General features: G+C 66.1%; 26 protein-coding genes, 2 tRNA genes, 1 pseudogene and 1 riboswitch. Of the genes and pseudogenes, 9 read left to right on the top strand and 20 right to left on the bottom strand.

Annotated features, from left to right (window positions below):
- Positions 1 to 6: 6 nt before the first annotated feature.
- The gene (gpmA, locus tag FF090_RS14625) at positions 7 to 741 is read right to left on the bottom strand and encodes a 2,3-diphosphoglycerate-dependent phosphoglycerate mutase (protein ID WP_138857419.1); all 735 of its coding nucleotides are present in this window, start codon (positions 739 to 741) and stop codon (positions 7 to 9) included.
- Between the two features lie 137 nt (positions 742 to 878).
- Between gpmA and FF090_RS19760 the strand changes: the two genes are divergently transcribed.
- From FF090_RS19760 to FF090_RS14600, 5 genes are all read left to right on the top strand, one after another.
- The gene (locus FF090_RS19760; protein ID WP_138857418.1) at positions 879 to 2,393 is read left to right on the top strand and encodes a methyl-accepting chemotaxis protein; all 1,515 of its coding nucleotides are present in this window, start codon (positions 879 to 881) and stop codon (positions 2,391 to 2,393) included.
- 105 nt (positions 2,394 to 2,498) lie between these two features.
- The gene (locus FF090_RS14615; RefSeq protein ID WP_138858407.1) at positions 2,499 to 2,867 is read left to right on the top strand and encodes a rhodanese-like domain-containing protein; all 369 of its coding nucleotides are present in this window, start codon (positions 2,499 to 2,501) and stop codon (positions 2,865 to 2,867) included.
- Positions 2,868 to 2,951: 84 nt separating this feature from the next.
- Complete coding sequence (gene grxC, locus FF090_RS14610; RefSeq protein ID WP_138857417.1) at positions 2,952 to 3,212, top strand: glutaredoxin 3; 261 nt, start codon at positions 2,952 to 2,954, stop codon at positions 3,210 to 3,212.
- 54 nt (positions 3,213 to 3,266) lie between these two features.
- Complete coding sequence (secB, locus tag FF090_RS14605) at positions 3,267 to 3,728, top strand: protein-export chaperone SecB (RefSeq protein ID WP_138857416.1); 462 nt, start codon at positions 3,267 to 3,269, stop codon at positions 3,726 to 3,728.
- Between the two features lie 58 nt (positions 3,729 to 3,786).
- Positions 3,787 to 4,794, top strand: coding sequence for an NAD(P)H-dependent glycerol-3-phosphate dehydrogenase (locus FF090_RS14600; RefSeq protein ID WP_138857415.1), 1,008 nt, complete (start codon positions 3,787 to 3,789; stop codon positions 4,792 to 4,794).
- A 1-nt stretch (position 4,795) separates the two neighbouring features.
- On the opposite strand, the gene FF090_RS14595 is transcribed toward FF090_RS14600, so the two are convergent.
- Both FF090_RS14595 and FF090_RS19315 read right to left on the bottom strand, forming a co-directional pair.
- On the bottom strand, positions 4,796 to 5,266 hold the full coding sequence (locus tag FF090_RS14595; protein ID WP_138857414.1) for a tRNA (cytidine(34)-2'-O)-methyltransferase: 471 nt from the start codon (positions 5,264 to 5,266) through the stop codon (positions 4,796 to 4,798).
- 19 nt (positions 5,267 to 5,285) lie between these two features.
- On the bottom strand, positions 5,286 to 5,729 hold the full coding sequence (locus FF090_RS19315) for a ComF family protein (protein ID WP_175423673.1): 444 nt from the start codon (positions 5,727 to 5,729) through the stop codon (positions 5,286 to 5,288).
- A gap of 297 nt (positions 5,730 to 6,026) precedes the next feature.
- On the opposite strand from FF090_RS19315, the gene FF090_RS19310 reads away from it, so the two are divergent.
- Positions 6,027 to 6,902 (top strand): methyltransferase domain-containing protein, encoded by an 876-nt coding sequence (locus FF090_RS19310; protein WP_175423672.1) that lies wholly within the window; start codon positions 6,027 to 6,029, stop codon positions 6,900 to 6,902.
- A 44-nt stretch (positions 6,903 to 6,946) separates the two neighbouring features.
- Complete coding sequence (locus FF090_RS14580) at positions 6,947 to 7,801, top strand: HDOD domain-containing protein (RefSeq protein WP_138857411.1); 855 nt, start codon at positions 6,947 to 6,949, stop codon at positions 7,799 to 7,801.
- Here FF090_RS14580 and FF090_RS14575 read toward each other — a convergent pair whose 3' ends face one another.
- Positions 7,802 to 7,999, bottom strand: a complete 198-nt coding sequence (locus FF090_RS14575) for a hypothetical protein (protein WP_138857410.1) — start codon at positions 7,997 to 7,999, stop codon at positions 7,802 to 7,804.
- Positions 7,996 to 8,997 carry a LysR family transcriptional regulator gene (locus FF090_RS14570; protein WP_175423671.1) on the bottom strand — a complete coding sequence of 334 codons (1,002 nt, stop codon included), beginning with the start codon at positions 8,995 to 8,997 and terminating at the stop codon, positions 7,996 to 7,998. Before FF090_RS14570 ends, FF090_RS14575 begins: the two co-directional genes overlap by 4 nt.
- A gap of 85 nt (positions 8,998 to 9,082) precedes the next feature.
- Between FF090_RS14570 and FF090_RS14565 the strand changes: the two genes are divergently transcribed.
- Positions 9,083 to 10,057: an alpha/beta hydrolase family protein gene (locus FF090_RS14565; protein ID WP_175423670.1), complete on the top strand. Its 975-nt coding sequence runs from the start codon at positions 9,083 to 9,085 to the stop codon at positions 10,055 to 10,057.
- On the opposite strand, the gene FF090_RS14560 is transcribed toward FF090_RS14565, so the two are convergent.
- The 7 genes and pseudogenes from FF090_RS14560 to FF090_RS14530 all read right to left on the bottom strand — a co-directional run bounded on the left by FF090_RS14560 (position 10,050) and on the right by FF090_RS14530 (position 15,079).
- Complete coding sequence (locus tag FF090_RS14560; protein ID WP_138857407.1) at positions 10,050 to 10,394, bottom strand: zinc ribbon domain-containing protein YjdM; 345 nt, start codon at positions 10,392 to 10,394, stop codon at positions 10,050 to 10,052. The two genes, FF090_RS14565 and FF090_RS14560, sit on opposite strands and share 8 nt — an antisense overlap.
- 761 nt (positions 10,395 to 11,155) lie before the next feature.
- Positions 11,156 to 11,251: pseudogene (locus FF090_RS14555) on the bottom strand (PhnA domain-containing protein); the annotation flags it as partial.
- 6 nt (positions 11,252 to 11,257) lie between these two features.
- On the bottom strand, positions 11,258 to 12,238 hold the full coding sequence (locus FF090_RS14550) for a YxiH-YxzG fusion protein (protein ID WP_138857406.1): 981 nt from the start codon (positions 12,236 to 12,238) through the stop codon (positions 11,258 to 11,260).
- A 51-nt stretch (positions 12,239 to 12,289) separates the two neighbouring features.
- Positions 12,290 to 12,631 (bottom strand): zinc ribbon domain-containing protein YjdM, encoded by a 342-nt coding sequence (locus FF090_RS14545; protein ID WP_138857405.1) that lies wholly within the window; start codon positions 12,629 to 12,631, stop codon positions 12,290 to 12,292.
- Positions 12,632 to 12,692: 61 nt separating this feature from the next.
- Positions 12,693 to 12,768: transfer RNA gene (locus tag FF090_RS14540), tRNA-Asn, on the bottom strand.
- 80 nt (positions 12,769 to 12,848) lie between these two features.
- Positions 12,849 to 12,924: transfer RNA gene (locus FF090_RS14535), tRNA-Asn, on the bottom strand.
- Between the two features lie 55 nt (positions 12,925 to 12,979).
- A complete protein-coding gene (locus FF090_RS14530) occupies positions 12,980 to 15,079 on the bottom strand; it encodes a TonB-dependent siderophore receptor (RefSeq protein WP_246071432.1) in 2,100 nt (699 codons plus the stop codon).
- A 55-nt stretch (positions 15,080 to 15,134) separates the two neighbouring features.
- Positions 15,135 to 15,236: riboswitch (TPP riboswitch) on the bottom strand.
- A 112-nt stretch (positions 15,237 to 15,348) separates the two neighbouring features.
- Between FF090_RS14530 and FF090_RS14525 the strand changes: the two genes are divergently transcribed.
- The gene (locus tag FF090_RS14525) at positions 15,349 to 16,191 is read left to right on the top strand and encodes a M15 family metallopeptidase (protein ID WP_138857403.1); all 843 of its coding nucleotides are present in this window, start codon (positions 15,349 to 15,351) and stop codon (positions 16,189 to 16,191) included.
- Positions 16,192 to 16,236: 45 nt separating this feature from the next.
- On the opposite strand, the gene FF090_RS14520 is transcribed toward FF090_RS14525, so the two are convergent.
- The 8 genes from FF090_RS14520 to FF090_RS14485 all read right to left on the bottom strand — a co-directional run bounded on the left by FF090_RS14520 (position 16,237) and on the right by FF090_RS14485 (position 23,783).
- The gene (locus FF090_RS14520; protein WP_138857402.1) at positions 16,237 to 17,325 is read right to left on the bottom strand and encodes an NAD(P)/FAD-dependent oxidoreductase; all 1,089 of its coding nucleotides are present in this window, start codon (positions 17,323 to 17,325) and stop codon (positions 16,237 to 16,239) included.
- Positions 17,325 to 17,648: a ferredoxin FdxA gene (gene fdxA, locus FF090_RS14515; protein ID WP_127681772.1), complete on the bottom strand. Its 324-nt coding sequence runs from the start codon at positions 17,646 to 17,648 to the stop codon at positions 17,325 to 17,327. The genes FF090_RS14520 and fdxA overlap by 1 nt, the downstream gene beginning before the upstream one ends.
- Before the next feature lie 40 nt (positions 17,649 to 17,688).
- Positions 17,689 to 18,453, bottom strand: coding sequence for a uroporphyrinogen-III C-methyltransferase (gene cobA, locus FF090_RS14510; RefSeq protein ID WP_138857401.1), 765 nt, complete (start codon positions 18,451 to 18,453; stop codon positions 17,689 to 17,691).
- Positions 18,450 to 19,739 (bottom strand): sulfate adenylyltransferase subunit 1, encoded by a 1,290-nt coding sequence (locus FF090_RS14505; protein WP_138857400.1) that lies wholly within the window; start codon positions 19,737 to 19,739, stop codon positions 18,450 to 18,452. Before FF090_RS14505 ends, cobA begins: the two co-directional genes overlap by 4 nt.
- Before the next feature lie 132 nt (positions 19,740 to 19,871).
- A complete protein-coding gene (gene cysD, locus FF090_RS14500; RefSeq protein WP_138857399.1) occupies positions 19,872 to 20,837 on the bottom strand; it encodes a sulfate adenylyltransferase subunit CysD in 966 nt (321 codons plus the stop codon).
- Positions 20,834 to 21,577, bottom strand: a complete 744-nt coding sequence (locus FF090_RS14495) for a phosphoadenylyl-sulfate reductase (RefSeq protein ID WP_138857398.1) — start codon at positions 21,575 to 21,577, stop codon at positions 20,834 to 20,836. Before FF090_RS14495 ends, cysD begins: the two co-directional genes overlap by 4 nt.
- Positions 21,574 to 22,056: a DUF934 domain-containing protein gene (locus FF090_RS14490; protein WP_138857397.1), complete on the bottom strand. Its 483-nt coding sequence runs from the start codon at positions 22,054 to 22,056 to the stop codon at positions 21,574 to 21,576. Before FF090_RS14490 ends, FF090_RS14495 begins: the two co-directional genes overlap by 4 nt.
- Before the next feature lie 5 nt (positions 22,057 to 22,061).
- Positions 22,062 to 23,783 carry a nitrite/sulfite reductase gene (locus FF090_RS14485; protein WP_138857396.1) on the bottom strand — a complete coding sequence of 574 codons (1,722 nt, stop codon included), beginning with the start codon at positions 23,781 to 23,783 and terminating at the stop codon, positions 22,062 to 22,064.
- Positions 23,784 to 23,817 lie beyond the last annotated feature (34 nt).

Below are 23,817 nucleotides of genomic sequence, written 5' to 3'. Positions count from 1 at the left end.
TGAAGCTCAAGCCTTGCCCTGATTGGCGACCTTGGCGGCCGCCGCAGCGATGGCTTCCTGGTCGCCCAGGTAGTAGCGCTTGATCGGCTTGAGATCGGCGTCCAGCTCATAGACCAGCGGAATGCCGTTGGGGATGTTCAGTCCGACGATTTCGTCGTCTGCAATGCCGTCCAGGTGCTTGACCAGGGCGCGCAGCGAGTTGCCATGAGCGGCAATCAGCACGCGGCGACCCGCCTTGATCTGCGGGGCCACTTCCTGCTCCCAGTAGGGAATGACGCGCGCCACGGTGTCTTTCAGGCATTCGGTCAGCGGCACATCGATGCCGGCATAGCGGCGGTCACCGCGCTCACAGCGCACATCGTCAGCCGATAGTGGAGGAGGGGGGGTGTCGTAGGAGCGGCGCCACACCAACACTTGTTCGTCGCCGTACTGCTTGGCCATGTCGATCTTGTTCAGGCCTTGCAGCGCGCCGTAGTGGCGCTCGTTCAGGCGCCAGTCGTGGCGGATCGGCAGCCAGGTGCGTTCCAGGCCATCCAGGCAGTGCCACAGCGTCCAGATGGCGCGGCTGAGCAAGGAGGTGTGGGCCAGATCGAAGTCGAAGCCTTCGGCCTTCAGCAGGCGACCCGCCGCCTGGGCCTGGGCCACGCCGGTGGCGGTGAGCGGCACATCGGTCCAGCCGGTGAAGCGGTTTTCCAGATTCCAGGTCGATTCGCCGTGGCGCAACAGTACGAGTTTGTGCATGGTCAAGGACGGGGGCTAGGGCAGGGCGGCATTCTAGAAAGGCCCCTGGGCAAATCCCGAGGGGCCGGGAGCGGAAAGAAGTTCGCACTCGCGCTTAAAGTCCAACACAGGGAAGCCCTTCGCATAGGAGCGTCGACATGAAAGTCAAAACCCGCATCTGGACCTTGCCAATCGGCGCCGCCGCGCTCTTTGCGGTCGGCATCGTCATCTTGGTGTTGATGTCGGCACGTACGTCCTCGCAGATTCGATCGGTTGGGGACGTGGACTACCCTTATATGGACCGGGCCACCCAATTCAATGCGCACCTGGAAACTTTGACCGGGCTGGTGCAAAGCGCTGTGGCCGAGGGCGAGAAGAAGCGCTTGGAAGAAGCCACCCAACGTGCGGCTGAGATGCGCAAGCTGTTGGTGGAACTGAAGGCCCTGCCGGCCAATACCGAAGCCACTGCCAAGCTCAATCAGGATTTCGAGGCTTACTTCGGTCGGGCCGTGACAGCTGCCGAGATCCTGCTGGACATCAAGCAAGGTGACGCCAACAGCGCCGTCAAGGCGATGCAGGATCAGCTCAAGGTGTTGCAGGACACCGTGGCCAAGACGCGCAAGCTGGCGCGTGAAGGTTTTGACGCCGGATTGAGTGGCTCACGCGATGGCGTAAGCCGGGGGCTGACAGTCACCGTGGTGCTGGGCCTGGTGGTGGTGTCCGCCTTGTTTGTGGGCAGCTGGCTGGTCATCGGCATGGTGTGGCGTCAGTTGGGCGGCGAGCCCGAATACGCCCGCGATGTAATGCAGCGCATGGCGCAGGGCGATCTGTCGCAAGACATCGAAGTCAGCCCGGGAGCCGGCAATAGTCTGTTGGCGGCAGTGCGCGAGATGAACGATGGCTTGCAGAGCATCGTGGCCAATGTGCGCTCGGGCACCGATTCGATCACCACCGCCTCGCAAGAGATTGCGATCGGCAATCAGGACTTGTCGGTGCGCACCGAGAAGCAGGCGGGTTCGCTGGAGCAGACCTCCTCCACCATGCGCACTCTGACCGAGGCGGTCCGCCACAGTGCCGATGCCGCACGGCAGGCCAACCAGATGGCGGGTTCGGCCGCCGAGGTGGCGCAGCGCGGTGGCGCGGTGGTGTCCCAGGTGGTCAGCACCATGGACGAGATCAACACCAGTTCAAAGAAGATCAGCGACATCATCGGCGTCATCGATGGCATCGCCTTCCAAACCAACATCCTGGCCTTGAACGCGGCGGTGGAAGCGGCCCGGGCCGGTGAGCAAGGGCGCGGCTTTGCGGTGGTGGCTGGCGAGGTGCGTTCCCTGGCCGGACGTTCTGCCGAGGCCGCCAAGGAGATCAAGGCCCTGATCGGCGCCAGTGTGGATCGGGTCGAGTCCGGCAGCCGCCTGGTGGAAGACGCCGGCAAGACCATGGGTGAGATCGTGGCCAGCGTGCAGAGAGTCACCGACATCATTGGCGAGATCACGGCGGCCTCTGGCGAGCAGAGCGAGGGCATCGGGCAGGTCAATGACGCCATCACGCAGATCGACCAGATGACGCAGCAGAACGCTGCTCTGGTGGAAGAGGCGGCCGCCGCCGCCGGCAGCCTGGAGCAGCAGGCGCAGGGCTTGCAGCAGGCGGTGGCCATCTTCCGACTGCGCTGATCTCAAACGTGAAAGGGGCTTTGTGGCCCCCTTTAGAATCGCGCCCTTTTGTCTTGGGGCGCGCCCGTGGTCGATTTCCTGTCTCAAAACTGGTACCTGGTGCTGATGGCGCTGGGCTCCGGCCTGATGCTGTTGTGGCCCAGCCTGAGCGGCAAGGGTGCCGGTGTCAGCACCGCTGAAGCGGTGCGTCTCATCAATCGCGAGAAGGGCGTGCTGCTGGATGTGTCCGAAGCGGCCGAATACGCGGCGGCCCACGCTGCCGGCTCGCGCCATCTGCCCCTGGGGCAGATCGAGGCCGGCGCCAAAGCCTTGCCCAGCAACAAGACGCTCCCCTTGATCGTGGTCTGCCCGACCGGCGCGCGCGCAGGGCGTGCCGCGCAGCAGCTTCAGAAGCTGGGTTTTGAGAAGGCCGTGGTGCTGGCTGGCGGACTGAACGCCTGGCGCGAAGCCAATCTGCCCATCGAAAAGTCCTGAAGATGAACCAGCCCCCAGTCTCGCGTTCGCTCGCCACCCCCCAAGGGGGCGCTCAGTGGCTTCGGACGGCCGGGCGCCACTGAGATGGCTGCCGTCCGCATGTACACCACCCAGGTCTGCCCTTACTGCGTGCGGGCCAAGCAGCTGTTGAAGGCTCGCGGGGTGGAACAGATCGAAGAGATCCGCATCGATCTCGACCCCAGCGCCCGCGATGCCATGATGGCCGCCACCGGCCGCCGCACCGTGCCGCAGATCTTCATCGGCCAGACCCATGTGGGTGGCTGTGATGATCTGTACGCACTCGATCAAAGGGGTGGGCTGCTGCCCTTGTTGGCGGCGCCCTGATAATCCCCCGCTTTGCCGCCAGCCTGGCGGCGCTCCCACCCACCGAAAGTTGATATGGCCGACGAAGATCTGCAACCCGTGTTCAACATCCAGCGCATGTACCTCAAGGACCTGTCGCTGGAGCAGCCCAATGCCCCGGCCAGCCTGCTGGAGCAAGGTCAGCCCGCGGTGGACATCAACCTGACCCTGGCCGCACAGCCGGTGCAGGAAGGCATCTATGAGGTCGCTGTCACCGCCACCGTGACCACCAAGGTCAACGACAAGGTGTTGTTCCTGATCGAGGCCAAGCAGGCCGGCATCTTTGAGATCCGCAACCTGCCGCAAGAGCAGCTCGACGGCATTCTGGGCATCGTCTGCCCGCAGATGGTCTACCCCTATCTGCGCGTCATCGTCTCCGACATGTGCACCCGTGCTGGCTTCCCGCCGGTGTTGCTGACGGAGGTGAACTTCCAGGCCATGTTCGAGGCCCAGCAGCAGGCCCGTGCCGAGCAAGCCGCCGGCGCCACGCAGAACTGAGTTTTCACGCTCCACAATCAAAGCGCGCCTCTTCGGCGCGCTTTTTTCTTCGCCCCTCATGAAGATTGCCGTCTTGGGAGCCGGTGCCTGGGGCACCGCCCTGGCCATCCAGGCCGCCGCACGCCATGCCGTGACCCTGTGGGCGCGCGACCCCGCGCAGATTGCCGCCATGCAGCGGGCGCGCCTCAATGCGCGCTATCTGCCCGAGTCCCCGCTGCCCGAAGCGCTGAAGCTGAGCGCCCACCTGGACGAAGCAGTGGCGGGGGCGGATCTGCTGATTGTGGGCACGCCGATGGCGGGCCTGCGCGCGACCCTGCAGGCTTGTCCCGGTGCGGTGCCCTTGCTGTGGTTGTGCAAAGGTTTTGAGGCCGGCACGGCCCGATTGGGACATGAGATCGCCCGCGAGTTGGGCCGACGTGCGGTGGGGGTGCTCAGCGGCCCCAGTTTTGCGCAGGAGGTGGCGCGCGGCCAGGCCACGGCCCTGGTGGCCGCCAGCGAGGAAGCGGCCGTGGCTGAGGCCGCCGTCGCCGCCTTTCATGGCGAGCGCTTGCGCGTCTACACCTCGACCGACCCGGTGGGTGTGGAGGTCGGGGGGGCGGTCAAAAACGTGATGGCGATTGCTGGCGGGGTGGCCGACGGCCTGCGCGAACGCGCCCAGGCCCAGGGCGACTGGAGCCAGGCCCCTGGCCTGAATGCCCGTGCGGCCTTGCTCACGCGCGGCCTGGCCGAGATGACCCGCCTGGGCCTGGCGCTGGGCGGGCGGGCCGAGACTTTTCTGGGTCTGGCGGGCTTGGGGGATCTGGTGCTGACCGCGACGGGCGAGTTGAGCCGCAATCGCAAGGTCGGCCTGCTACTCGCACAGGGCTTGGATCTGCCGGCCGCGCTGGCTCAGCTGGGCCATGTGGCCGAAGGGGTCTACAGCGCCCGCACCGTGTTGGAACGCGGCCAGGGCCTGGGCGTCGAGTTGCCAATCACTGCGGCGGTGGTGGAGATGCTGGAAGGCCGGCTGACGCCTGCGCAGGCCTTGAATCTGCTGATGGCGCGCGAGCCGCGCGCCGAGTTGTGAATCACACCGCGCCGGCGTAACCCTGCTGGCGCCAGGCCTCGAACACGGCCACGGCCACCGCGTTGCTCAGATTGAGGCTGCGTTGGCCCTCCAGCATGGGCAAGCGCAGCCATTGCGCCTGGGCAATCTGCGCGCGCACCTCGGGGTGCAGTCCGGCCGACTCCGATCCGAACACCAGCCAGTCGCCCGCTTGCCAGTGGGTTTGCTGCACATAGGTGGTCCCGCGCGTGGTGAAGGCGAACAGCCGGTTGGGGTCGGGCTGTTCGCGGGCTATGAAGTCAGCCCAACTGCGATGCACCTGCAGCTCGGCGTACTCGTGGTAGTCCAGCCCGGCGCGTTGCAGCAGCTTGTCTTCGAGTGAAAAGCCCAGCGGCTCAATCAAATGCAGGCGGCAGCCGGTGTTGGCCGCCAGCCGGATCACATTGCCGGTATTGGGCGGGATCTCTGGGTGGACGAGGACGATGTTGAACATGGTGAATCCATCAGGGGGATCAGTCGTGAGGCGCGGGGGTGCGAGCCAGCACCCAGGCTTGCACCGAAGCCGCCCCATGGCGGCGCAGCAGTGCGCTCAGCTCGGCCAAGGTGGCGCCGGTGGTCAGCACATCGTCCACCAGGCCCACATGTAAGCCCCGCACCGCCACTTCCGGTGCCAGGGCGAAGGCGTCGCTCAGATTGCGCCGCCGCTGGTCGCGGGTGAGCTGGGTTTGACTGGGTGTGTCCCACAGGCGCAGCAGCGCATTGGACCAGACCGGCACGGCCGTGCGTCGCGCCAGGGCCTGGGCAATCAGCAGGCTCTGGTTGTGGCCGCGGTGGCGCAGGCGTGTGGGGTACAGGGGCACGGGCAGCCAGACCTGCGGGCTTGAAGGCGCCGAGGGCCACAGTTCGGCCAGGGCCTCGACCGCACCCAGCGCGCTGCGGTACTTGAGGGCATGCACCAAATGGTCCCAAGGTGGCCGGAAGTCGACCGCGCAGTGGCAAGCGCTCAGCCCAAGTGGATGCTGAATGCAGGCGGCGCACAGGGTGTCGGCTTGGACGCCTTCGGGAAGGGGCAGCGCACAGCCTGGGCAGCGAATTTGCGACGTGGCAAACCGTGCGCGGCAGCCGGCGCAGATGCGTTCTCTGGACCAAGCCAGGCAGACCCAGCATGCGCCCGGCAGTGGCCAATGGCGTGGGTGCCAGCGAGTCAGGGCGCGCCAAAGCTCCATGTTGGGCAGCTTAGCGATACTGCCGCCGTGAGTCCCGTCCTGCCTGATCCCTTGGCGCTGCAGCGCCAACGCCGCCGGCTGCTGCGCAGCCCCCGAACTCCCTGGCTTCAAGCCCTGATGGCCGAGCGCCTGGCCGAGCGCCTGGCCTGGTTCAAGCTGGAGGCCCAGCGTGTGGTGTTGTGGCAAGGTCTGGCGGGCGGCGGAGCGCAGGCACTGCGCGAACGCTTTCCGCAGGCCGTGCAGGTTTGGGTCGAAGAGTCGCCTTGGCTGGAGGTGGCGCGCCGCCAAGCCGCGCCCTGGTGGCAGCCCTGGCGCAAGGGCCGCACCGAGTGGCAGCAGCCCCAGCATGTGCCGACTGGCCAGGCGCAATTGCTCTGGGCCAATCTGGGGCTGCTGGGTACGGCCACGCCAGACGTGCTGTTCCAATCCTGGCAGAGCGCCCTGGCGCCCGAGGGCTTCCTGCTGTTCTCCACCCTGGGCCCGGACAGCTTCAAGGAGTTGCGGGCGCTGTATGCGGCGCAAGGCTGGGGTCCGGCGGGTCCGGACTGGATTGATTTGCACGACCTGGGCGATGCGCTGCTGCGCAGCGGTTTTTCCGACCCGGTGATGGACCAGGAACGCATCACCCTGACCTGGGCCGACGGCGAAGCCCTGTGGTGCGATTTGGCCGCACTGGGAGGCAACTTGGCGCAAGGGCGGTTTGCCGGGTTGCGCAGCCCGCGTTGGAAGGCCCGCTGGGTGGCGGCGGCCGAGGCCGCGCTGCGCGGCGCCGATGGGCGATTGAGCCTGACGCTGGAGTTTGTCTGCGGCCACGCCATCCGCCCCCAGCCCCGCCTGCCTGGGGAAAGCACGGTGTCCCTGGACAGCCTCAAGCAGCAGTTGACCCAGCGCCGGAAGCCATAGACTGAACGCAACCCATCCTTCATCACAAAGCCAGCGAGGAGAGCATGAGTCCCCAAACGGTGCACCCCATTCCTGCCGCCGCCGAGCGTTTCTTTGCCAACCATGCGGCCTTGCCCACCATGCCCGAGGTGGCGAATCGTCTGCTCAAGAGCTTTGACGACCCCAACGTCAGCATGGCCCAACTGGCCGATCTGATCGCCAAGGATCCGACCCTGAGCGCCAAGGTCTTGCGCCTGGCCAATAGCGCGCGCTACAGCCCCTCGCACACCATCGGCACGCTCAAGGACGCCGCCAATGCGTTGGGCATGGACTTGCTGCGCAACCTCTCGATGGCGGCCGCCATCTCGGGCAGCTTCCCGGCCATTCAGGGCCTGGATCGCAAGGCCTTTTGGCGGCATGCGGTGTCCACGGCGGCTTATGCGCGCTTGCTGGCCAAGCTGGTGCGCTTGGATGCGGACGAGGTCTACCTCGCAGGCCTGATGCTGCGCACGGGCGAGCTCCTGATGGCCATGACCGATCCGGCTCAAGTGGCGGATGTGGAGACTCACGCCAAGGAGCCGGGCAGCCGCTACTCCTTGGAGCAGTCACGCTTTGGCTGCACCCATGCCGATGTGACGGCCTCGCTGGCCGCGCATTGGCATTTCCCGCAGGAAATGGTGCAGGCCTTCACCGACGCCAACGATCCGATGGCGGTGCGCCCCTTCTCGTTGATGGCGGCTGTGCTGCATCTTTCCGAGGTGCTGGCCGATGCGCACGAACACCACGATGACCCGGTGGCGGCCCTGCAAGCGGCCTTGCCGGAACTGATCGAGCATCTGCACCTTGACCTGGACGATCTGCGCCAGCGCTTGGAAGCGGCCGGCGATGTCGGCTCGGATGTGGACGCGCTGATCAGCTGATCAGCGCGTGGGCTCTGGCGGCGACTCGGGCAGTTCGCCGCCGGCCTCCACCCAGGCCATGAAGTCGGAGTCCTGGACGTCCAGCCCATGCAGGCTGGCGCGCTCCTGGGCTGCGGTTGGTGTGTGGGGGGTACGGCTCAGACCGGCGAGGTGTAGGTCGGGCCGAGGGCGCAGGTTGGGATAGGGGGTGCGTGTCATGTCCCCACTGTCGCCAAGCTCGCCGCAGCGCGCGATCCCCCAAAGGTAGGAGGCTGGAGGCGCTGCGCCACAAAGCGCACCAGCGCGCGGGCGTTGGGGCCGGCCACGGCCTCGGGCAGGGTCAGGGCTTGAACGGCATCGCCTTCGGCGATGGGGAGGTGCCAGTCGGGCAGAAGATCCACCAGCCGGCCCGTGGCGAGATCGGCCGCCACTGCGTAGTCGGGGGCCAACACCACTCCGGCTCCGGCGCGTGCCAGAGCAAGCAAAGGCTCCATCTGATCAGCGGCAATTTGGGGGCGGATCTCCAGGGTTTGCTGACGCTCACCATCGCGCTGCTGCCAGCGCAGCGGCAGGGGTTCGGGGCTGCCGCCCACCAGCAGCAGGGGCAATCCCTGCAGTTCATCGGGCTCGCCACGAGCGGGTCCCTGGGCGGCGTAGGCGCCAATGCGAAAGTGCAGCACGGCCTGAGCCACCCAATCCTGCGGCGGTCGGCGGGTGATGCGAAAAGCCACATCGATGCCCTCGCGCAGCAGGTCCATGCGACGGTCGGTGAACAGCAAGTCCAGCTCGATGGCGGGATGCGCGCGCCGGAACTCGGCCAGCAGAGGCACCAGCACGTTCATTCCAAAGCTGGTGACGGAGGTGATGCGCAGCCGTCCTGCCAGTTCATCCCGTTGGTTGCGCAGCACGGCGCGTGCCGCGCCGGCCGCTTCGTGCACGGCCTGGGCGCGACGCGCCAATTGCCGCCCGGCCTCGGTCAGCCCCAGCGAGCGGGTGGTGCGGGCGAACAGGGCTTGGCCGCTCTGGGCCTCGATGGCCGCCACACGCCGGCTGATGGCAGCGCGCGTCAAGCCCAGTTGGCGAGCCGCCTGCGCAAAGCTGCCGGCGGCCACCACGCGGGCAAACAACTCCAGGGCATTGGCGTCCAGATCTTGGCGGTTGCGGCGGCGCTGCAGCTCGCGGGTGGAAAGAACGCCTTCCTTGATTGGTGAGTTCATGTTGACGGAGTGTGCCTGCAATGCCATCTAGTCAACAAATTGCTGCATTTCTAGGATGCCACCGTCTTGGAATTGGAGAACCGTCATGCAAGTCCCCGTCCCATCGAATTGGCTTGGCGAGGGCGAATCGCCCAACCTGGCGCTGCTGCAAGCTGAGTGGGAAGAGAACTCGGAGCCTGAGGGGCGCGCGTTGCTATTCGCCGCCCGTGACGGTGCCCGCCTGGCGGGGCGCGTATTCGAGCCCGCAACGCCAGCACGCGCCGTCGCCGTTCTGGCCCCGGCCACGGGTGTGCCGCAGCGCTACTACTTCGGTTTCGCGCGGTGGTTGCGCGAGCGAGGCTATGCCGTGCTCTGCTTTGATTACCGCGGCATGGGTATGTCGCCAACGCCGGACGGCGGAGTCACGATGCGCGACTGGGTGGCGCGGGATCTCTCTGCCGCGCTGGCTTTGGCACGACAGCGCGCGGGCCGCGGCTCGCAGAGCTTGCCTTTGGTCTGGTTTGGCCACTCGCTCGGGGGCAATGGCTTGCCCATGGTCGAGGGTCTGGAGCATCTCGATGCGGCCGTGACCCTGGGTTCCCAGTTTGGCTATTGGCGGCTCTGGGATGGCTGGCGAGCCCAGGTCACCCGGATCTTTTTCCAGCATTGGCTGCCGCTTTGGGTGCGCTTGAGCGGCCGACTGCCCGGTTGGGCCTTGGGGGGCGGCGAGGCCCTGCCCGGCGCGGCCGCAATGGACTGGGCGCGCTGGGGCTTGTTGCCGGGCTATATGCGCGATGACCCAGCTTGCAAAGCCGACTGGGCGCCCCAGCGCTTTCGCGGCAGTTTGCAGGTTTGGAGCATTCACGACGACCGCCTCTATGGCCCGCGGCGCGCAGTGGACGCCTTGGCCGATTGCTTCCGCGAGGGCGCGGCGCGGGTCGAGCGCTTCCATCTCTTCCCCAACGAAGTCGGGCTGAAGCGTGTGGGGCACTTCGGCATCTTCCGGCGCAGTGCGGCGCAGCAGCTTTGGCCGCTGCTGCTCAGCCGCCTTGAGGCACGTTTGCCGGCGCTGGCTAGCTGACCTTTTTGACGAACTCCGACTTCAAGCCCATGGCGCCGATGCCGTCGATCTTGCAGTCGATGTCATGGTCGCCCTCCACCAGGCGTATGCCCTTGACCTTGGTGCCGACCTTGACGACGAGGGACGAGCCCTTGACCTTGAGGTCCTTGATGAGGGTCACGGTGTCGCCGTCCTGAAGGACGTTGCCGACCGCGTCCTTGACGATCTTGGGGCCCTCATCGGCCGGCGCATCGGCGCCGGGTTGCCACTCGTGGCCGCATTCGGGGCAGACCAACTGGTTGCCGTCCTCATAGGCATAGGCGGACTGGCACTGGGGGCAAGCGGGCAGGATGCTCATGGCGGGCTTTCGTTCCGGCTAAGAAAAAAGCCTCGTTGCTTGCGCAACGAGGCTTCTGATTTGGCTCCCCGACCTGGGCTCGAACCAGGGACCTACGGATTAACAGTCGAGCCGAAGCGCACGCCTAAGTGCAAGATTTCTAAGGGCCGCCGGTGCACCTTGCACAGTGCGACTTCTTGATGGTGAACCGAATTCAGACCTACCTCCTGCCAACTACGACTGCATGCGTGCCACGGGGCCAAGCTGCTCAACGAGTTAGCGCTGTTTGAGCCCGAGCTCTATCTGACCTTGCTTCCGAGCCTGGGCGGCCGGCGAGGCCCAGGTAGATTCGGCAGGTCGTGGAGAGCTTCGCGGCGGCCCCGACCTTTCGAGATGAAAGATGGCTCCCCTCGCTGAGCTCCCACAACTTGATGAGACACCCAGAACTCGGCTTCCCATGCAAGCGGAAAGTCGCATTGCGTGGCGGGCCTGGGCTTGGCCAATTCGGATCGTGAGAGGGAAGGCTATGAGACTGGTATTTGCTCTTGCAACGGAGTTCGCCATGTTGGTGCCTACGTCAGCGGCGCGTGCCGACGCGGCAGCTGGAGTCGCGTCGGTTTTGGGCGAAGCGAATTAGCCCCCCCCTCTTTAGGTGCAAGTTCATGACCTGGGTGCCGCCCCGACGACGAGAGCACCGTGCCCACTGGGCGCTGTGTCTGGCCAGGGCCTAGGGGTGCAAAGCAATGCAGCTCGACGCGAGCGGCCTTTCCGGCCAGGGAGCCTCAGACCTTCTTCACGAACTCCGACTTCAGCCCCATCGCGCCGATCCCGTCGATCCTGCAATCGATGTCGTGGTCGCCGTCGACCAGGTGGATGCTGCTGGTCTAGCCGCGAAGCTGGCTCAACACGTCCTTCAAGTCCAACCGGTGCACGATGCCATCGCCCAGCAAGTGCAAAGAACTGCCTCGTCCCACGGTGTACATCGCCTCTATGGCTGCGCCCGCGTTGTCTCGTAGCTCGAACTCGCCCACCACTCGGGCCGATCCCTGCGGCCCGAGCTGAACCAACCGGAAGAGGTGGCGGTTCCCATAGCCGCCGGCGAACAGAGCGTGACCCTCGCCGACTGCGAACGCGTGTGCACCTTCGACGGGTGATTTCCATGACGACACCACCTGCCGATCGCGCAAATGGACGAGCGGGAAGTCGGTGTAGTAGCAACACCAGACATCCTCGTCGCTTGCGACGTTCAGCGCATAGCAGTCGGAGATGGCTTCCAGTCCGCCGGTAGGCTCGAACTCGTAGAGCCTCTCGCCTTGCGCGTCGAACGCGACAAGTCCGGCTGCGCCCACTGGTTCGCGCCAGCCGAAGTTGCCGAAGATCCCTTCGTCGAAATAGGCCACCCAAAGCGCACCGCGACGCGTGGCTTGCAGGTTTTGGATGCCGTCACCCAGCAAGATGGCACGCAGGAATCGACCATCGCGCGAGTAGACACGCCCGTTGATTTCAAAGTCGTTCGGTCCGCGGTAGCAACTCCGTCCGCAAGCCAACAGGATTTCGTCGGTGCCCAGCGGCTGCACTTCGTGGATGTTGAAAGGCTCGCCCTCAATGAACGTGTCAGCTTCCACCAGGCCATCGCGAGCGATGAGTACGCGGTAGCGCTGAGGTGAGTCCGGAACTGTCTTCGCGAACACCGCCCCGGGGGACGTCGTCCGATAGTCAATGGGCTTTAGTGCCAGCACGACACAGGCCTCTCCGAGTGGTCCGACGTTGAACGTGACGACGGTGTGCTGCCCGATGCGCTCACGGAGTGAGTCGGACGCACTAGGGCGCAATGACTTTGTGCGGCGGAAGAGATTGAACTTCATCGGATTCAGGGTAGTCGACCGGCGATCTGGTGCGACCTGCTCGTATCCTTGTCAGACCTTCTTCACGAACTCCGATTTCAGGCCCATGGCTCCGATGCCCTCGATCTTGCAGTCGATGTCATGGTCGCCCTCCACCAGGCGGATGCCCTTGACCTTGGTGCCGACCTTGACGACGAGGGACGAGCCCTTGACCTTGAGGTCCTTGATGAGGGTCACGGTGTCGCCGTCCTGAAGGACGTTGCCGACCGCGTCCTTGACGATCTTGGGGCCCTCATCGGCCGGCGCATCGGCGCCGGGTTGCCACTCGTGGCCGCATTCGGCGCAGACCAACTGGTTGCCGTCCTCATAGGCATAGGCGGACTGGCACTGGGGGCAAGCGGGCAGGATGCTCATGGCGGGCTTTCGTTCCGACTAAGAAAAAAGCCTCGCTGCTTGCGCAACGAGGCTTCTGATTTGGCTCCCCGACCTGGGCTCGAACCAGGGACCTACGGATTAACAGTCCGGCGCTCTACCGACTGAGCTATCGGGGAATCGTTCTTGTCAGGTCACCAATCGGTTGCGGTGACCCTTGAAAAGTTTTCGCTGTCTGCTTCCAACACACCAAGTGAGTTGGCTCCCCGACCTGGGCTCGAACCAGGGACCTACGGATTAACAGTCCGGCGCTCTACCGACTGAGCTATCGGGGAACAGCGAAGCCCGCAAGTATAAATGCAAACTTTTGGGCTGCGCAAGCCTTGGCGGTCAGAGCGCGATGTTCAAGCCGGCCGACCAGGTGCGCGGGGCCAGCGGAAACAGGTAGCTGTGGCCGAAGGTGTAGGGTGATTCCTTCCAGGCCTTGTGATCGAACAGGTTGTCGACGCCGGCCCGCCAGGTCCATTGCTGCTGACCCACCGTGTGCTGGAAGCGCGCATTGAGATCCATGCGCGTCCAGCCTGCGATCTGCAGGCTGTTGTCGGGGAGCACCTGGCGGCGGCCTTCGTGCACCAAGCTGGTTTGCAGGGTCAAACCTTGCAGTACTTCTTGGCGCAGGCCCAGGCGCAGGCTCAGCTGGGGCACATTGACTGGCGCCTTGCCGTTGAGGGTGGGATCTTGGGCACCCTGGCGGCGGGCCTGCAGGCCCATGGCCGAGGCCAGCAGGCCGCCGCCTTGCCACTTCAGATCGGCCTGGGCTTCGATGCCGCGATGCCGGGCTTCTCCGTCGGCCTTGCGTTCGCAACTGCCCACGGCGCTGGAACAGGCACCGATGTCGCTCCACTGGGGGCGGCGCACTTCGAATGCCGCGATGCTCCAGTCCACCGTCTGGCTGCCCGCCTTCAGGCCCATCTCAAGTTGATGACTGCGCAAGGCCGGCAGGGCCTGGCCCGGGTTTTTGTAGCGGCTGCGGTTGGGGATGACTTCGCTCTCGATGCCTTGGCCGGCGCTGGCGTAGGCGCGCAGTTGTGGCGTCAGCGCCCAGGTGGCGCCGATCCACGGCGTGGTGAAGCCTTGTGCGTAGGCGGTGGCGCGTGAGCCATCGGTGCGCACGGCCTCGCGCTCGATGCGGCTGTGGCGCAGGCCGGCAAACAGTTCGAGGGCGCCGAATTGGACCTGATCGCTTAAGGCCAGCTCGGTGCTGCGCTCGTCACGCAGTGTGTTCTCGTCCGTCAGGCTGGGGTCGGCCTGGCTGCTGCCGCCGCCAAACACCGAGCCGCTGCCGGCCCAGTTGTAGGCCTGGCGCTGCGGGCGCAGTTGGTAGCGGCTGTGCAGCAATTCGGCGCGCACCTGGTGCTGCAGGCCACCGAACTGCAACTTGCCGTCCACGGTGGCCCGCAGGGCGTCGCTGTCGCGGCGTTCGTTCTCGCTGCGGAAGTCGTAAAGGTCGAAGCTGCCGTCGGCACAGTAGCGGCTGTAGTTGTCCTCGGCTGAGCAGCCGAAGGGGAAGGCCACGCGATCGTCGGTGCGGGCACGCTGAGTGCCGGCGTGCAGGGTCAGCAGCCAGTCCGGATTCAGACGCTGTTGCAGGCGCAACGAGGCGTAGTCGCCATCGAACACCACGGGCAGACGCCAGGCGGCGTCGTTGAGATTGCGGCGGCGGTCGACCTCGTGGATGGATGGCAGGCGGCCGCCCAACAGGCTGAAGCCGGGTTGGCTGGGTTGGCTCTGGTGATGCGTCTCCACCTCGGCTTCGATCAAGGTGTCGCGGCTCAGACGCCAGTCGGCGGCCAGTGCAAAGCCGTGGCTGTGGCCCTGGGCCTTGTGCAACCAGGGATCCAACTCGGCCACGCTGGCATTGATGCGCAGGCCAAAGGTTTGCTGTGGGCCGAAGCGCTGCGACCAGTCGATGGCGGCGCTGCGGCTGTCATGCGACTCCCATCCCAGGCTCAAGTCCAGGCGCTGTTGGTCGGGCCGCTTGGTGATGAGGTTGATCAAGCCGCCCGGTGCACTGGTGCCGGCCTGTAGACCGCTTGCGCCCTTGAGTACCTCCAAGGCGGCCTTGTTGAAGAGCGGCAACACCGTCTCGCCATTGATGGGTAGGCCATCACGGCGCAAGTTGAAGCGGGTGTCCACCTCAAAGCCGCGCACGCTGAATTTGGCCACATAGCCCAGGCTGTTGTAGCTGTCGCTGATCGACGCATCCAGCAAGGGCAGGGCGCTGAGCCCATCCAGGCCGAGCTCGCTCAGGCGCTCGGCATCGATGCGCAGGGCCTGCAGGGGCAGGCGGGCATTGGGGGTGTCGCCAAAGCCGCCGACCGAGACCGGCGCATTGGCGTGGCGGCCTTGGACGGTGACGGCAGGCAGTTGCTCCTGCGCCAGCGCAGCACTGGCCAGGGCTAGCAGGGAAAGGGTGAATGTCTTCTTCATGGCCATCGGCGGGAGATGGCAGGTCGGCGGGCAGGGCTCAGCAATCGCGCGGACTGCGGCCTTGACCACGCTGTCCCTGCGCGAGGATTACCTCAATCAGGTTCCAAGGGTGTTTCTCAGCCGGTCACTTGCGCGACCAGCACCCCTAGCGTGGAAGCCGCCCGCGGTGGGCGGCGGCAGGCGAGATTCTAGGGGGTGGGTTTTCCTGGGGGCGGCTTGTGGATGGGGCTGCGCCGCCGCAAGCTGCGGTTTTCCTCTGGGAGAGCGCCATGGCAGAGATGGGAATTGCGCGATCTGTGGGGCGAGACGGCGTCAATCGGCCGGCTGACGTGCGGGTGGTGCAGCGCCTTTTGCTGGCGCGCGGCTTTGCGCGGGTGGGCGATGCTGATGGTCTGTGCGGTCGCAGCACCTTGGCGGCGATCAGCGACTTTCAGTCCGGATTCCTGCGCCGGCCGGATGGGCTTATCGAGCCCGATGGCATCAGCTGGCGGCATCTGAGCGGCGCCGCCCCCGGCACAGTGGCGCCGCCCCCGGCCACTGCGCCGCAGACGATGGCCGGCCTGCGCGCTCTCACCAGCCCCGAGCCGCGCCCGGCCCTGACCACGCTGAATCCGGAGCTGAAGGCGGTGAACAACGGCTTCATGCTGACCGAGCTGGGCGACCCGCGTGGCGGCAACTACAGCAGCCAATGTCAGCCGCCCACGCATCCCCGGCTACGTCGCAACCTGGTGCTCGACACCGTGGGCCCCTTCCGAGTCACCGGCCTGCTGCCGGCGGTGCTCAGTCTCAAGGCCGTGATGCGGGACATCCAGGCCGAGCAGCCCGATGTGTACGCCGCGCTGGGGACCGCCGGCATGCTGTGCTGCCGCTGGGCGCGGGGCAGCAGCCAGAGCATCTCCAACCATGCCTGGGGCACGGCGCTGGATGTGACGATCAATGGTGTGTTGGATGTGTATGGCGATGGGCGGGTGCAATACGGCCTCACGCTGATCGCCCCCATCTTCAATCGCCATGGCTGGTTCTGGGGCGCGGCCTTCCGCACCGAAGATGGCATGCACTTCGAGGCCAGTGAGGCCCTGGTGCGAAGCTGGCTGCCGCAGTTGCGGGCATAAAAAAACGCCGCTCGGTGAGCGGCGTTTTCGTTCGGGCCTGCAAGCTCAGTCGAACACCGGCGTCTCGACGCCCAACACCTTGTGCAGCTTGGGGCTGGTGGTCGTGTATTGCAGGTGCACGCGCTTCTCGGGGTTGATGATGGGCATGGCGCCAAAGGCGGCCAGTGCGGCCTCGTGGAAGCCCGAGAGGATGAGCTTCTTCTTGCCCGGGTAGGTGTTGATGTCACCCACCGCGAAGATGCCCGGCACCGAGGTCTGGAACTTCTCGGTGTCCACCAGGATCTGCTTGCGCTCAAGCGCCAGGCCCCATTCGGCGATCGGGCCCAGCTTGGGGCTCAGGCCGAAGAACACCAGCACCTCGTCGCATGGCACCACGCGGGTCACGCCGTCACCGCCGGTGACCTTCACGCCCTTGAGCAGGCCGTCATCGCCCTCGTCCAGATCGGTGACCTGGCCGACGATGAATTGCATCTCGTACTGCTCGCACAGTTCGCGCATCTTGGCCACCGAAGCGGGCGCGGCGCGGAAGCCATCGCGACGGTGCAGCAGGATGACCGACTCGGCCTTGTGCGGGTTGCCGTCGGCATTGCCGGCGCAGAAGTTCAGCGCCCAGTCCAGGGCCGAATCACCGCCGCCCACGATCAGCAGGTTCTTGCCGGCGAACTGGCTCGGGTTCTTGACCCGGTAGTGCACCTGGCTGCTCTCGTGCTTGTCGATGCCGTCCACCTTCAAAGTGCGCGGCTGGAAGCTGCCCACGCCACCGGCGATGAAGATGGTCTTGGTCAGGAACTGCGTGCCCTTGGAGGTGGCGACGAAGAAGCGGCCGTCCTCCTGGCGCTCCACCGTGGTCACTTCCTGGCCCAGATGGAAGGTGGCGCCAAAGGGCTCGATCTGCTTGAGCAGGTTGTCGGTCAGCTCCTTGCCCGTCACCACCGGCAGGGCCGGGATGTCGTAGATGGGCTTGTCCGGATAGAGCTCGATGCACTGCCCGCCGGGGTAGGCCAGCGAGTCAATGATGTGGGCCTTGATTTCCAGCAGGCCCAGTTCGAACACTTGGAACAGGCCCACGGGGCCGGCGCCGACGATGACGGCATCGGTCTCGATGACGCCGGCGTGAGGAGTAGCTTGGTCCATTACTTGATCAGCTCGGGGAGCTTCCCGGTCTTGTCTTTCCAGTCATCCGCATCCGGCAGCGGGGCCTTGCGCTTGGTGATCGACGGCCATTTCTTGGCCAAGTCGGCATTCAGCTTGATCATGTGCTGCTGGTCGCCTGGCACATCCTCCTCGGGCACGATGGCATTCACCGGGCACTCGGGGATGCAGACGGCGCAGTCGATGCACTCATCGGGATCGATGGTGAGGAAGTTCGGTCCTTCGCGGAAGCAGTCCACGGGACAGACGTCCACACAGTCGGTGTACTTGCAGCGGATGCAGGCTTCGGTAACAACGTGGGTCATGGTCGGGTCGCGCTTCGCGTTTGGAGCAAAACGCGGGATTTTAGGTGGGGGCGGGGGTTTTCCTGGAGTGGGGCTTTGACGTAGCGCAGTCTTGTGCCGGCTTTGCCACAGCTTGAGCCCCGACGCCGACCGTGATCACCGTGGGGCGGCCATGGTGCAGGGCGGCGGCGCTGGCCAGGTCTTGCAGGGCGTGGGAACTGCTGAGTGCGTCGGCGCAGCCGGCGCGCGAGACCGCCAGGGTCGGGGTGTCTGGCGGCCAGCCGGCTTGCAGCAGGCGTTCTGTCAGGCCGGGCAACTGCTGGCCGGCCATGTAGAAGACTTCGGTGTCCACTGCATGGCGGCTTCCCAGCAGACGGCGGTCCTGGGTGACAGCGGTGCTCACTGCTACCGAGCGCCCGCTGCCGCGACGCGTCAGCGGGCGTTGCGTTTCAGCTGCGGCCGCCAGCGCGGCGGTCACGCCAGGCACCACTTCGCTCTCAATGCCGGCCTCGGCCAGCGCGATCAACTCTTCTTCCAGGCGGCCGAACACCGAGGCATCACCGCCCTTGAGGCGCACCACCAGGGCGCTGGCGTGTTGGGCTTCGTGCACCAGCAGCGCGTTGATTTCGGCCTGCTTGGCGGCAAGGGCAAAGCCGCGCTTGCCCACATCGAGCCAGCGCGCCTGCGGCGCAAAAGCGCGCAGTCCGGGGTCCGTCAGGGCATCGAACAGCACCACCTCGGCCTGCGCCAGACGCTGAACCCCACGCAGGGTGATCAGGTCGACGCTGCCGGGGCCGGCGCTGACGAAGCAGACGCGGGCGTTCACCAGTCTTCCTCGGCTGGCGGAGCGGGCGGCAGATCCACCAGCAGAGCGCCGCTGGTGCGGTGGCTGGCGGGGTCCACCACGATCAGGGCGCCGCCCACGCGGTTGAACTCAAAGGGCTCGACCGGCAACTCGTGTTGCACTTCCATCTGCACCCGGCCGATGGTGTTGACCTGCAACTCCAGGGCGGCCTGCGGCTGCAGGCTGTGGATGTCCAGCACCGAGTCAATGGCTGCGATGCGAGCCTGGACCCAGCGGTTGCCGTGGCGCACCCAATACTTGCGGCCCGGCTTGGCGGGTTCGGTGTCCAACCAGGCCAGGGTGGCCGGGAAGCGGTTCTGCAGCACGGCTTTGCCGGGATGGGCAAGCCAGTCGCCACGGCTCACATCCAATTGCCGATCCAGGATCACGCCGACCGACTCGCCCGCTTGGCCACGTTGCACGTCCTCGGCCGCGCGCCGCAAGCCGGCCACCACGGCCTTCTGGCGGCTGGGCAGCACTTCGATCTCGTCGCCCACCTGCACAGCCCCGTGGGCGATGCGGCCCCAGAGCACTCGCGGTTGGAAGCCCGCGCCTTCGCTCTGAAAGGCGTCCTTTTGCACATACTGGATCGGCAGCGAGAGCGGTGCATCGCTGCGCTCCTGCACGCAGGGCAGGCCTTCCAACACCTGCAAGAGCGAGGGGCCCTGCCACCAGGGGGCGTCCAGCGGTTGGGTGACGTTGTCACCGCGCAGCGCGCTGACCGGCACGATGGCCGCCACCTCGAGGCCGGCCGCCTGGGCAAAGGACTCGAGCGCGGCCTTGACCTTGGCAAAGCCTTCGCCTGGGCGCTCCAGGGCATCGATCTTGTTGATGGCGAACACCAGCGAGGGCACGCGCAGCAACTGGGCCAGCAGCGAATGGCGCCGAGTCTGCGGCAGCAGACCGACCGAGGTCTGGCTCAGGTCGAGTTTGGTGATGTCGACCAGCACGACCGCAGCATCGCTGCCGGCCGCGGCCGTGACCATATTGCGGGTGTACTGCTCATGGCCGGGGGCGTCGGCAATGATGAATTTGCGCGTCTTGGTGGCGAAGTAGCGGTAGGCCACATCGATGGTGATGCCCTGCTCGCGCTCGGCCTCCAGGCCGTCGGTCAGCAGCGAGAGGTCCACCGGCTTGCCAGCCGCGCGGCGCTCCAACACATCGAGCTGGTCGGCCAGGATGGCCTGGCTGTCGAACAGCAGACGGCCGATCAGGGTGGACTTTCCGTCGTCGACCGAGCCGGCCGTCAAAAATCTCAAAGCTTGCATATCAGTCCTGAACCTGGGTGCAGTGCTCGACCTTGGCCGAGCGCCGCCGATCAAGCAGCCGCTGTGGAACCGGCTTTGCCGGGCCACTGGCGGCGCCCCCTGGGGGGAGGCGCCGGAGGCGCTTCGGGGGGGTCAAAAGTAGCCCTCTTTCTTGCGCTTCTCCATCGAGGCTTCGGAGGTGCGGTCGTCCATGCGCGTGGCGCCACGTTCGCTCACCGTCACGGTCAGGGTTTCGTTCACCACCTCGGCCGCATTCGCGGCGGGGCTCTCCACCGGGCAGGTGCAGGTCATGTCCCCCACGGTGCGGAAGCGCACCTGCACGGTCTCCACAGTCTCACCGGCTTCGGGCGGCGTCACCTCGGTCAGCGGCACCAGCAGGCCCTTGCGGCGCATGACCTGGCGTTCATGCGCGTAGTACATGCCGGGCAGGGGGATGTTCTCGCGGGCGATGTAGAGCCACACATCCAGCTCGGTCCAGTTGCTGATGGGGAAGCAGCGGAAATGCTCGCCCGGACGCAGGCGGGTGTTGTAGAGCTGCCAGAGTTCAGGGCGCTGTTCCTTGGGCTGCCACTGACCAAAACTGTCGCGGTGGCTGAAGATGCGTTCCTTGGCGCGAGCCTTCTCTTCGTCGCGGCGGGCCCCACCAATCAGTGCGTCGAAACGGTACTCCTCGATGGTCTCCAGCAGGGTCACGGTCTGGTGGCCGTTGCGGCTCTCCAGCGGGTGGGCCAGGCGGATCGTGCCCTTGGCGATGCTGTCCTCGAGATGCCCGACGACCAAACGTTCGCCCATCTCGGCCACGCGGCGGTCGCGGAACTCGATCACCTCGGGAAAGTTGTGACCGGTGTCGATGTGCACCAGCGGGAAGGGCAGGCTGCCTTTGAAGCCGCTGGGGTGGGCCTTGTCCTTGAGCTTGAAGGCCTTCTCGGCCAGACGCAGCACCACGCAGCTGTCCTTGCCGCCGGAAAACAGCAGGGCCGGGCGCTCGAAGCTGGCGGCCACCTCGCGCAGGATGAAGATGGCCTCTTCTTCCAGCGCGTCCAGGTGGGCGTTGTCGACGGGATGAATCAGGTGTTCGGGTTTCACAGCGGCATTCATTTCTTGACGTGCAGACCGCACTCCTTGCTCGAATCCTCCCACCACCAGCGCCCCGCGCGGAAATCTTCTCCGACCGCGATGGCACGTGTGCAGGGCTCGCAGCCGATGCTGGGCATGAACTGGTCGTGCAGTGGATTGGTGGGCACGTTGAAGCGTTCAACATAGGCCCAGACCTCAGCCCAGGTCCAGTCGGCGATGGGACTGAGTTTGCGCCTTCCCTGGCCGTCGTCTTCCTCAAACGCCACGTCGGACCGGGCGCCCGATTGCTCGCGGCGCAGGCCGGTGATCCAGGCACTGCGGCCCTGGAGCATGCGGGCCAGCGGTTCGAGCTTGCGCACACTGCAGCAGGCTTTGCGCAGCTCGATGCTTTTGAACATCGCCTCCTCGCCCTCACGGCGGACGAACTGGATCACCTGCTCCTGCCTGGGCTGAAAGACCGCGATCTCACGCCCATAGCGCTCTTGAATACGCGGGATGAGTGCCAGGGTTTCGGGATGCAGCTTGCCGGTGTCCAGGGTGGCGATGGCGATGGGTAGCGAGTGACGGGCGATCAGGTCGGTGATGACCATGTCCTCCACGCCCAGGCTGCTGCTCTGCACCAGTCCGTCGCCATGGGCGACGCTGGCCTCGCGCAGGCGCTCCAGCGCGGCCTCAAGCTTGGCGTCCAGTTCGGGCGACCAGCGGGCGTAGAGCGCAATGGCCGAAGAGGCTGCAGCACCGGGCAGGGCGGAGAAACTCATCGCGCAAACACCGGTTGGGCTTGGTGCACATCACCCTGGTAGTAGCCGTCGGCAAAGAAAGCCAACGCACGCTGCGCGGCCTCCAGGCCTTGATCGCCGCGCAGCTGGGCCTCGTCGAAGCCGGTGCGGTGCAGCAGTTGCAGCATGTCCACCAGCACCTCGCCGCGGGCGCGGATGGCGCCGGCATAGCGGTGGCGGGCGCGCAGCAGCCGAGCCTGGCTGTAGGCGCGGCCGTCGGTCCACTTCGGGAAGTCCAGCACCACCAGCGCGATGCGCGACAAGTCCGGCGCGAGTGCGCTGATGTCGGCGTCGTTGGGGAACTCAATGGCCACGGGCACGCTGGCCGGCCAGTGCTGGCGCACGGCGTGCCATTGCTCCAGGCTCAGCAGGCGGTGCGGGGCAGGATCGGGATCGGGCTTGGGGCCGTCTTCGCCGACGGCGTGTTGCCAGAGGTCGTGATGGGGATCAATGAATCGCATGGTGCTCAAGCCCTGGCGGTGGCGACGCGCACCGCATTTGCGGCGGTCTTGAAGGGGTCCAGGCCCAGGCGCTTGACGGTTTCGATGAAGCGCTCGCCGGCCTGACGCTCGGTCTTGTAGGTGGCCAGCACGGCCTCGATGGCATCGGCAATTTCATCGGCCGCAAAGCTCGGGCCGATCACCTTGCCAGGCGTGGCGGGACCGGAGAGCGTGCTGCCATCGCTGCCACCCAGGGTCAGCTGGTACCACTCGCTGCCATCCTTGTCCACGCCCAGCACGCCGATGTGGCCACTGTGGTGGTGGCCGCAGGAGTTGATGCAGCCGCTGATGTGCAGGTCGATGTCGCCCAGATCGTCCAGCTCATCGATGTCTTGGTAACGCTCGGCGATCTCCGCCGCCAAGGGCAGCGAACGGGCATTGGCCAGCGCACAGTAGTCGCCGCCGGGGCAGGCGATCTGGTCGGTCAGCAGGGCGGCATTGGGCGTGGCGAAGCCGGCGGCGCGCGCAGCCTGGAACAGCGCGGGCAGATCGGCCACGCGCACCCAGGGCAGCAGCAGGTTCTGGCGGTGGCTGACGCGCAGTTCGCCTTGGCTGAACCCGTCGGCCAGGGCGGCGGCGGCGTCCATCACCGCCGCGCTGGTGTCGCCCGGTGCAATGCCCACGCGTTTCAAGCTGAGCGTGACGGCGCGGTAGCCATTCAGGCGATGCGGCTGCACATTGCGCGCCAGCCAGCGCAGGTAGGCGGGATCGGAGCTCAGCGTGGCGGGGTCCAGGTCGTGGGTGGCCTGAACCGCTGCCGGGTCGACGAAACAGGCCCTGACGCGCGCCAGTTCGGCGGCGGGGATCAACTGCTCATGCCCGCCCAGGTCGTCGGCCAGGATGCGACGGAACTCCTCGTTCACGGCATCGATGAACTTCTGTCCCTCGGCCTTGACGAGGATCTTGATGCGCGCCTTGTAGAGGTTGTCGCGCCGGCCGGCCAGGTTGTAGACGCGGACGATCGCTTCGATGAAAACCAGGATCTGCTGCCACGGCACAAAGGCCGCGACCTCGGTGGCGATGATGGGGGTGCGGCCCATGCCACCGCCTACAAAGACTTGGAAGCCGACCGCGCCGGACACATCTTTCTGGATCTGCAGGCCGATGTCATGCCAAAGGATGGCGGCACGGTCCTCGGTGGCGCCACTGACCGCGATCTTGAACTTGCGCGGCAGGTGGGCGAACTCGGGGTGCAGGGTGCTCCACTGGCGCAGGATCTCGCAGTAGGGGCGTGGGTCTTCGATCTCGTCCGGCGCAATGCCAGCCGTGACATCGCTGGTGATGTTGCGGATGCAGTTGCCGCTGGTCTGGATGCCGTGCATGTCCACGGCGGCCAGTAACTCCATCACTTCGGCACTGCGGTCCAGTGGGATCCAGTTGTATTGCAGGTTCTGGCGCGTGGTGAAGTGGCCATAGCCGCCCTGGCCGGCGAAGGGGCCGGTGGTCACGACGTCGTACTCGCGGGCGATCTTGGCCAGTTGGCGCAGCTGCGGGCTGCTCAGCTCACCATAGGGGATGGCCACGCGCAGCATCGGCGCATGGCGCTGCACATACCAGCCGTTTTGCAGGCGCAGCGGACGGAAGTCATCGCCCGAAAGCTGACCTTTCAGGTGGCGCTCCAACTGGTCGCGGTACTGCGCGGCGCGCTGGCGCACGAAGTGGCGGTCGAATTCGGTGTATTGGTACATGGAGGGTGGGAGGCCCTAGGCCAGCGACGGGCCG

It is taken from the genome of Inhella inkyongensis (assembly GCF_005952805.1).
Classification (GTDB): Bacteria; Pseudomonadota; Gammaproteobacteria; order Burkholderiales; family Burkholderiaceae_C; genus Inhella; species Inhella inkyongensis.
Note: the sequence above shows the minus strand (reverse complement) of the source record. Positions and strands in the feature narration are given on the sequence as shown.

Coding starts and splice junctions, on each gene's coding strand:
- gpmA (WP_138857419.1), bottom strand. CDS start 741: ATGCACAAACTCGTACTGTTGCGCCACGGCGAATCGACCTGGAATCTG.
- FF090_RS19760 (WP_138857418.1), top strand. CDS start 879: ATGAAAGTCAAAACCCGCATCTGGACCTTGCCAATCGGCGCCGCCGCG.
- FF090_RS14615 (WP_138858407.1), top strand. CDS start 2,499: ATGGCGCTGGGCTCCGGCCTGATGCTGTTGTGGCCCAGCCTGAGCGGC.
- grxC (WP_138857417.1), top strand. CDS start 2,952: ATGGCTGCCGTCCGCATGTACACCACCCAGGTCTGCCCTTACTGCGTG.
- secB (WP_138857416.1), top strand. CDS start 3,267: ATGGCCGACGAAGATCTGCAACCCGTGTTCAACATCCAGCGCATGTAC.
- FF090_RS14600 (WP_138857415.1), top strand. CDS start 3,787: ATGAAGATTGCCGTCTTGGGAGCCGGTGCCTGGGGCACCGCCCTGGCC.
- FF090_RS14595 (WP_138857414.1), bottom strand. CDS start 5,266: ATGTTCAACATCGTCCTCGTCCACCCAGAGATCCCGCCCAATACCGGC.
- FF090_RS14580 (WP_138857411.1), top strand. CDS start 6,947: ATGAGTCCCCAAACGGTGCACCCCATTCCTGCCGCCGCCGAGCGTTTC.
- FF090_RS14575 (WP_138857410.1), bottom strand. CDS start 7,999: ATGACACGCACCCCCTATCCCAACCTGCGCCCTCGGCCCGACCTACAC.
- FF090_RS14570 (WP_175423671.1), bottom strand. CDS start 8,997: ATGAACTCACCAATCAAGGAAGGCGTTCTTTCCACCCGCGAGCTGCAG.
- FF090_RS14565 (WP_175423670.1), top strand. CDS start 9,083: ATGCAAGTCCCCGTCCCATCGAATTGGCTTGGCGAGGGCGAATCGCCC.
- FF090_RS14560 (WP_138857407.1), bottom strand. CDS start 10,394: ATGAGCATCCTGCCCGCTTGCCCCCAGTGCCAGTCCGCCTATGCCTAT.
- FF090_RS14550 (WP_138857406.1), bottom strand. CDS start 12,238: ATGAAGTTCAATCTCTTCCGCCGCACAAAGTCATTGCGCCCTAGTGCG.
- FF090_RS14545 (WP_138857405.1), bottom strand. CDS start 12,631: ATGAGCATCCTGCCCGCTTGCCCCCAGTGCCAGTCCGCCTATGCCTAT.
- FF090_RS14530 (WP_246071432.1), bottom strand. CDS start 15,079: ATGAAGAAGACATTCACCCTTTCCCTGCTAGCCCTGGCCAGTGCTGCG.
- FF090_RS14525 (WP_138857403.1), top strand. CDS start 15,349: ATGGCAGAGATGGGAATTGCGCGATCTGTGGGGCGAGACGGCGTCAAT.
- FF090_RS14520 (WP_138857402.1), bottom strand. CDS start 17,325: ATGGACCAAGCTACTCCTCACGCCGGCGTCATCGAGACCGATGCCGTC.
- fdxA (WP_127681772.1), bottom strand. CDS start 17,648: ATGACCCACGTTGTTACCGAAGCCTGCATCCGCTGCAAGTACACCGAC.
- FF090_RS14505 (WP_138857400.1), bottom strand. CDS start 19,739: ATGCAAGCTTTGAGATTTTTGACGGCCGGCTCGGTCGACGACGGAAAG.
- cysD (WP_138857399.1), bottom strand. CDS start 20,837: ATGAATGCCGCTGTGAAACCCGAACACCTGATTCATCCCGTCGACAAC.
- FF090_RS14495 (WP_138857398.1), bottom strand. CDS start 21,577: ATGAGTTTCTCCGCCCTGCCCGGTGCTGCAGCCTCTTCGGCCATTGCG.
- FF090_RS14490 (WP_138857397.1), bottom strand. CDS start 22,056: ATGCGATTCATTGATCCCCATCACGACCTCTGGCAACACGCCGTCGGC.
- FF090_RS14485 (WP_138857396.1), bottom strand. CDS start 23,783: ATGTACCAATACACCGAATTCGACCGCCACTTCGTGCGCCAGCGCGCC.